Origin of the sequence: Saccharomonospora saliphila YIM 90502 (assembly GCF_000383795.1) — a bacterium.
GTDB lineage: Bacteria > Actinomycetota > Actinomycetes > Mycobacteriales > Pseudonocardiaceae > Saccharomonospora > Saccharomonospora saliphila.
The window spans coordinates 6,419-13,143 of record NZ_KB912641.1 but is presented as its reverse complement, the minus strand read 5'-3'; the positions used below and the strand labels follow the sequence as shown (position 1 = coordinate 13,143).

At 72.8% G+C, this 6,725-nt stretch carries 7 protein-coding genes; 2 read left to right on the top strand and 5 right to left on the bottom strand.

From position 1 onward, the window contains the following. Positions 1-206: 206 nt before the first annotated feature. Positions 207-1,148, top strand: coding sequence for an acyl-CoA desaturase (locus tag SACSA_RS0107720; RefSeq protein ID WP_019814794.1), 942 nt, complete (start codon positions 207-209; stop codon positions 1,146-1,148). 88 nt (positions 1,149-1,236) lie between these two features. On the opposite strand, the gene SACSA_RS0107715 is transcribed toward SACSA_RS0107720, so the two are convergent. The 4 genes from SACSA_RS0107715 to SACSA_RS0107700 form a co-directional block, all read right to left on the bottom strand. After that, a complete protein-coding gene (locus SACSA_RS0107715) occupies positions 1,237-2,109 on the bottom strand; it encodes an ATP-grasp domain-containing protein (RefSeq protein WP_019814793.1) in 873 nt (290 codons plus the stop codon). Further along, positions 2,106-3,260, bottom strand: coding sequence for a phosphatase PAP2 family protein (locus tag SACSA_RS0107710; RefSeq protein ID WP_019814792.1), 1,155 nt, complete (start codon positions 3,258-3,260; stop codon positions 2,106-2,108). The genes SACSA_RS0107715 and SACSA_RS0107710 overlap by 4 nt, the downstream gene beginning before the upstream one ends. A 59-nt stretch (positions 3,261-3,319) precedes the next feature. Then, positions 3,320-4,012 (bottom strand): DUF3159 domain-containing protein, encoded by a 693-nt coding sequence (locus SACSA_RS0107705; protein ID WP_019814791.1) that lies wholly within the window; start codon positions 4,010-4,012, stop codon positions 3,320-3,322. A 147-nt stretch (positions 4,013-4,159) separates the two neighbouring features. Beyond that, on the bottom strand, positions 4,160-5,086 hold the full coding sequence (locus tag SACSA_RS0107700) for a DMT family transporter (protein ID WP_019814790.1): 927 nt from the start codon (positions 5,084-5,086) through the stop codon (positions 4,160-4,162). A gap of 140 nt (positions 5,087-5,226) precedes the next feature. Between SACSA_RS0107700 and SACSA_RS0107695 the strand changes: the two genes are divergently transcribed. Further along, positions 5,227-6,198, top strand: coding sequence for a quinone oxidoreductase family protein (locus tag SACSA_RS0107695; protein WP_019814789.1), 972 nt, complete (start codon positions 5,227-5,229; stop codon positions 6,196-6,198). A gap of 50 nt (positions 6,199-6,248) precedes the next feature. Here SACSA_RS0107695 and SACSA_RS21980 read toward each other — a convergent pair. Continuing rightward, positions 6,249-6,725, bottom strand: a 477-nt coding sequence (locus SACSA_RS21980; protein WP_019814787.1) for an FKBP-type peptidyl-prolyl cis-trans isomerase, incomplete at its 5' end; no start/stop codon positions are given.

The following is a 6,725-nucleotide window of genomic DNA, read 5'->3' as shown; positions in this document are numbered from 1 at the left end:
GCCCCCGCGCGCGGGCGGAGGTCTCCGGCGCGCCGGGCTGAGCCCTCCAGCTCACCGCGCGGAGTCATCGGCCGTACGCACCGCGTCCGAGCGGTTGGCGGCCGTCCGAGGCGGTGACGTGTGCGCGTGCGAGCGCCGATACCCTGTGCTGCACTGTCAGCAGGCCCCTGTACGGCCGATCCCGCGATTTGAGGTCACATCGAACGATGAGCACCACCGCATCCACGTCCGAGATCAAGTCCGGGCCCAAACCGATCGTCGGGGAGGAACGCACGACCGCGCAGATGGTCGTGCTGAAGACCTTCCTGCTCACCCCGTTCGTCGCCCTGCTGGCCGCGATCCCCTTCGCATGGGGGTGGGGATTGACCTGGATCGACCTCGCGCTCGCCGCCGTGTTCTACACCGTCGGCACGCTCGGGGTGACCGTCGGCTACCACCGGTACTTCACCCACGGCGCCTTCAAGGCCAGCCGTCCGTTGCGCGTGGCGCTGGCCATCACCGGCAGCATGGCCGTGCAGGGTTCGGTGATCTTCTGGGTGGCCAGCCACCGCAGGCACCACGCGTTCGCCGACAAGGAGGGCGACCCGCACTCACCGTGGCTGTTCGGCACGTCGCCGACGGCGCTGCTGCGCGGGTTCTGGCACGCGCACATGGGTTGGATGTTCAAGCGTGAGGTGACCAACTACGAGCGCTTCGCCCCGGACCTGCTGGCCGACGACGACCTCCGCGTGGTCAACCGCTACTTCTGGTTGTGGATCACCGCGAGCCTCGCCCTGCCCGCTCTGCTCGGTGGCCTGCTCACCTGGTCCTTGTGGGGCGCGGTGACCGCGTTCTTCTGGGCGGGGCTGGTGCGTATCGCCTTCTCGCACCACATCACGTGGTCGGTGAACTCGATCTGCCACATGGTCGGTGAGCGTCCCTTCGCCAGCCGCGACAAGGCGGCCAACTTCTGGCCGCTCGCGGTGCTGTCGATGGGCGAGTCCTGGCACAACTCCCACCACGCCGATCCGACGTGCGCGCGGCACGGGGTGCTGCGGGGGCAGATCGACATCTCCGCCCGGATCATCTGGCTGTTCGAGAAGCTCGGCTGGGCCCGTAACGTTCGCTGGCCCAAGCCGGAGCGCCTGGCGGCCAAACGCGTGGCCTGACCGCCGCACACTTTATTGGCATCTCGGCAAGGCCTCCTTTACTGCACTCAACGCAGTGAAGGAGGCCTTGCCGACGAACGCGCCGGGGTCAGGCGAGGTGCGCGCGGACGGCCGAGGCGAAGCGGTACGGAGCCGCCGCGTCGGCCAGGTCGAAACGCAGGGACGGTTCGGTGAGTTCCAGTTCCAGCAGCGCCGGGGTGCCGTCGTCGGCGGTCACCACGTCCACCCGCGCGTAGAGCAGGTCGGCCCGCGCGAGACCGAACCGGCCGCTCGCCGCGTCGAGCGCGTTCTCGGCCAGCGCCCGGGCCGCGGGCCCGGGCTCGGTGACACCGCGTTTCTCGGAGACGAACAGGCCCGAACCGTCGCGTTCGGCACCGGTGAGCATGGCGCCCTTGGTGAACGCATGGGAGTAGAGCCCGCCGAAGAAGACCAGGGCGGTCTCCCCCTCGGCGTCGACCCTCGCCTGGTACGGCTGCACCAGCGCGACGCGGTCGTCCGCGTGGAGGGTGGCGAGGTGCTCGGCCGCGCGCCCGGCCTCCGCCGCGCCGAACCGCTTCGCACCGACCGAACCGGCGCCGACGGCGGGCTTGACCACGAACTCGCCGTCGGGCCAGTCGGGACGCATGCCGGGTTCCGCGACCGTGGTCGGCACCACGGGCACTCCGTCCGCGGCCAGATCCGTCAGGTACCGCTTGTCGGTGTTCCAGCGCACGACCTCGGCCGCGTTCCGCACCCCGGGCACCGACGCGCACCAGTCGACGAACTCCTCGCGGCGCCACGAGTAGTCCCAGGTGGCGCGCAGCACCACCAGGTCCGCGGCGGCGAAGTCGACCGCGTCGTCGTCCCACACGGCCCAGCGGGCGCGCACGCCGACGTCGGCGAGCGCGGGAAGGACGGCGTACTCGTCACCGTCGCCTTCCGGCAGTTTCCGGCACGACGCGAACAGGACCTCGGCGGTCATCGCCGGGCCCGGGGGCCTGCCATCCTGCGCCGGTGCTCGGCCCCGATCGCGGTCGCGCCGACGGTGTCGGCGTCCCACTCGGCGGCCGTGAGCTCCTCGACCGCGGCGATCAGCGCCTCGCCGGTCTCCACGCTCGGCACGACCACGTCACCGAGCGCACCGTCCTGGCCGACCAGCACCACCCGGGCACCCGCGCGGCCGAGGCGTTCCACCACCGCCCTGGCCGGGTCGCCGTGCTCGGCGACGAACGCGCGGGCGGCCGCGAGCTGGGCCTTGCCGGGCCGGGAGGGACTCTGCTCGGTGGTCTCGGTTGCGGTGTCAGTCACGGCGCCAGTGTAGGCACCGCCCGCCGGGTGGCGAAGGGAATTCCCGGCGGGAGCGGTCCACGTCACCGCGCCGCGCCGCCGCCCGAGGAGGTCGGCGGCCAGCACGCCGAGCCAGACCACCGCCACCCCTCCGGGAGCGTCCAGCCAGTAGTGGTTGCCCGTGGCCACGATGACCAGCAACGTGAGCACCACGTGCACCGCGCTGGCGACCTGGACGGGCACACTCGCGCGGACGCGGGCGAGCACGACCGACACCCACACGGCCCAGGCGATGTGCAGCGAGGGCATCGCCGCGAGCTGGTTGGCCCCGTCCACCAGGGGCGAGCCCCACGAGCCCCACGTCCCCCCGAGCCGGACGGTGTCCACGAAGCCCGCGCCGGGGAGCAGGCGCGGCGGGGTCACCGGGTACAGCCAGAAGCACACGATGGCGACGAGGTTGACCACCACGAACGAGCGGCGCGCCCAGCGGTAGGCGCCGGGCCTGCGGAGGTAGAGCCAGATCAGGGTGAGCAGCGTGACGGCGACGTAGCTGACGGCGTACTCGTAGTTGGCCACGACGGTGAGCCAGCCCCGGGCGGCCAGCCAGGTGTTGAGGGCGCGCTCCACGTCGGTGCCCGTGGCGGCCTCGACGGCGAGGATGGCCTCGCCGTTGGCCTCGGCACGCCGCCTGTGCCCCGGCAGCCGCACGGCCCCCAGCGCGAGATAGAACCCGAACAGCCCGAGGCCGAGCAGGATCTCGGCCCACCATCCGGGTCGCGCTGACCACCCGGACGCTCGGGGAGCCGCCGTGGGTGTGGTGTCCGGCACCGAACCCGCAGTGAGCACGGGGTCCGAGTACCCCGGTCGTGCCTCCGTCTACGCGCGGTCGGCGGGAATTCAGCTCCTCAGGTGGCGGGGGCAGCCGACGGCGTCGGAGCCTTCGCGATGCGCAGCGTCACGTCCGGCAGCCTGCGCAGGCTGCGCCAGCCGTGTCCGGCGCACACGGCGATGGTCAGCGCCGTGAGCAGGCCGCTGAGCACGCCCCGGGAAAGCAGGCCGGCGTCGAGACTCCAGCGCAGGAACCCGAGTGTCATGGCCGCGTCCAGCAGGCGTGATCCGCCCCACATCAAGGCCACGTTGACGAACACCCGCCGCACGGTGCGGTGGGTGCACAGTTCGGCGGGCAGGTGGATGAAGTCCCGCGCCAGGCGTTCGGTGATGGGTTTGCCGAGCACGGCACTGCCGACGAACAGCAGGAACATCAGTATCGAACCGGCGACGGGCTGGAGCACGTAGACCACCGCACTCGAGGTGATCAGCGCGACGAGCGCCCGGCTCACCAACATCCCCGTGGACAGCAACAGGGTGTGCGGCACGTCGCGGCGCATCAGCCTGCGCATGCCGATCACGAAGGCGCTCCAGCCCAGCACCCCGGCCACGGCGGGAACGAGGCCGGTGAAGTTGAGCAGCAGCATGAACAGCAGCGTCGGCACGATGGCCGTCTCCAGCGCGAGCACGATGGCGCGGGACACGGTGGCGCGAAGGTGGGGGATCTCGATGACCAGATGCCGCTGGGGGGACAACGTGGGAGTGTGCACGTCAGGTCACATCTTTCGGGTCGGGTCGGACCGGATGCGTCGCCCGTCCGCCCGGCGGACGGACCCGCGCGGCGCGGGCCGGGGCAGCCGCCGCGCCGCCGGAGGTCTTCACCGACCAGCATGACGCATCCGTGAGTCGGCCGTAGCCTAAACGTTACCTCGAACGGGGTAAACGCCGTGCGTTGCTGTGCTCCGTGTCTCCTGCTGGACCGCGGGCGAGTGCGCGAGCCCGACCACGCCGACCACCAGCAGTGTTCCCGCTCCCGCGACGGCCGCGAGCGGCCCGGGCGCGGTGTCGAGGACGGCGTCGAAGGCCAGCAGGCCCGTCGCGAAGCTCGCCGCCGGGTTGATGATGGACATCACCGCGACGGCGGCCGACAGCGACCCGGAACCGTAGGCCTGGTGCCCGAGCACGAGCCCGGCCAGGGTGGTCAGCGCGAGCGTGTACCCGGGCCAGTCGCGCGCGGTGGCGGCCACGCCCTCGGAGACGAGGCTGTCGGCGGTGAGCTTCATCATGGCCGCGCTCATCGCGTAGCAGATCCCCGCCGACGCGGCGATCAGCGCACTGAACCCGAAGGGCGGCAGGCGTTGCGCGAGCTGGATCAGCACGCCCACGGTCAGCGCGGCCACGGCCAGAGCGAGCACGACCCGCGCGCGGTCCGGCGTACCGGCCATCGGCGCGGCACCCTCGACGGACAGGAACACCGCCACCCCGCCCGTGATCGCCAGCGCGGCCAGCCAGTCGCGCAGCGGCGGCCACCGGCGTACGGCGGCCGAGGCCATCGGCAGCGCGAACAGGAGCTGGGTCACCAGCAGCGGCTGCACGAGCGCGACCGACCCGAAGTGCAGCGCGGCCGCCTGGGCGAAGAACCCGACGAGGTTCGCCGTCCACCCGGCCAGCCACACCCGCTGCCGCAGCAGCCGCCGGAACAGCCACAGCACCGGCAGCCGGTGTGTGCTGGCGCGGTGCTCGACGTCGGAGTCGGCGGCCCGCAGCACGGCCCGGCGTTGCAGTGCGGCCGAGGCGGCGAAGAGGAACGCCGCCGCGAAGCCGAGCAGAACGGGAAGGAGCACGTCGAAACCCAGCGCCGCGGCCCCGGGAGTTGTTCCCGTGGGCGGGTGGTCACGCGTTCGGATGTCTCCGGCAGGCTACCCGGTACGGGTGGCACGACACGGGCCGAGCGGTGCCACCGCACGAGTCGAGGAGGACGTACATGACGACGGCGATTCGGATGCGCACGACCGGAGGGCCCGAGGTCCTCGAGGTCGCCGAGGTCGAGCCGGGACCGCCCGGCCCCCGGGAGGTGCTGGTCGACGTCGCCGCGGCCGGGGTGAACTACATCGACACCTACCAGCGCGCGGGGATCTACCCCGTGTCCCTGCCCTACACGCCGGGCCTGGAGGGCGCGGGCCGGGTGGCCGCCGTGGGAGAGGCGGTGGACGAGGTCGCCGTGGGTGACCGCGTCGCCTGGCAGGGTGCCCCGGGCGGCTACGCGGGCCGGGCGGTGGTGCCCGCCGACGTGGTAGTCCGGGTGCCCGACGCGGTGTCGGACGAGACGGCGGCCGCGTTGCTGTTGCAAGGGGTGACCGCGCATTACCTGACGGCGTCGACCCACCCGGTCGGCGAGGGCGATCCGGTGCTGGTCCACGCGGCGGCGGGCGGGGTCGGCCTGCTGCTGGTGCAGCTCGCCAAGGCCCGGGGGGCGCGGGTGCTGGGCACGGTGTCCACCGAGGAGAAGGAGACGCTGGCGCGTGCGGCGGGCGCCGACGAGGTCGTCCGTTACACCGACCGCGACTTCGTCGAGGCCGCACGGGAGTTCACCGGCGGCGAGGGAGTCGCCGTGGTCTACGACGGGGTGGGCGCCTCCACCTACGAGGGCAGCCTGGCCGCGCTCCGGCCACGCGGCCTGCTGGCGCTGTTCGGGGCGGCCAGCGGCCCGGTGCCCCCGATCGACCCCCAGGCGTTGAACTCGGGCGGATCGCTGTTTCTCACCCGGCCCAAGACCGGCGACTACACGCGCACCCGCGCGGAGCTGGACTGGCGTGTCGGTGAGCTGTTCGACGCGGTCGCGCGGGGTGCTCTGGACGTCCGGGTGGGCGGGCGCTACCCGCTGACCGAGGCCCGCGCCGCGCACGAGGACCTCCAGGGCCGGCGCACCACGGGCAAGCTGCTGTTGCTGCCCTGATCGCGGTCGGTGTCCGGCTCCGGCGGGCGGGGCCGGACACCGACCTGCGGTCACTGCGGGGTATCGACGCTGACGACCTCGGTGACGACGACGACGGGCTCGCCCGCGGCCGGGTGGTCGGACCCCTCGGGGTAGCCCTCGCCCTCCGGGACGACGGCCAGGCGCCTGCCGCGCTCCTTGATGTCGACGAGAGCTTCCCCCCAGGAGGCGAACTCCTGCTCCTCGCCGAAGCGGACCGTCATCGTGGCGGGCTCGCCGAAGGTGCTCTCCACGACCTCACCGCTCGACCACTCGACCATGGTGTAGTCGAATCGCACGGACCCACCGGGCTCGGCGCCGGGGCCGACGCCCTCGTCCAGCTCGCGGGTCAGTAGCTCGTCCGGGACGGCGCAGCCCTGCGGGATCGTGACCTGCGGCCCCTCGCCCTCGGCCGTGCCCTCCTCGGTGACGGTGACGTCCTCGGCGGTGCACGGCTCGCCCTGGCCCTGCCCGGCGGGCTCGGACGGCGCGGGCGCCGAACCGGTCGG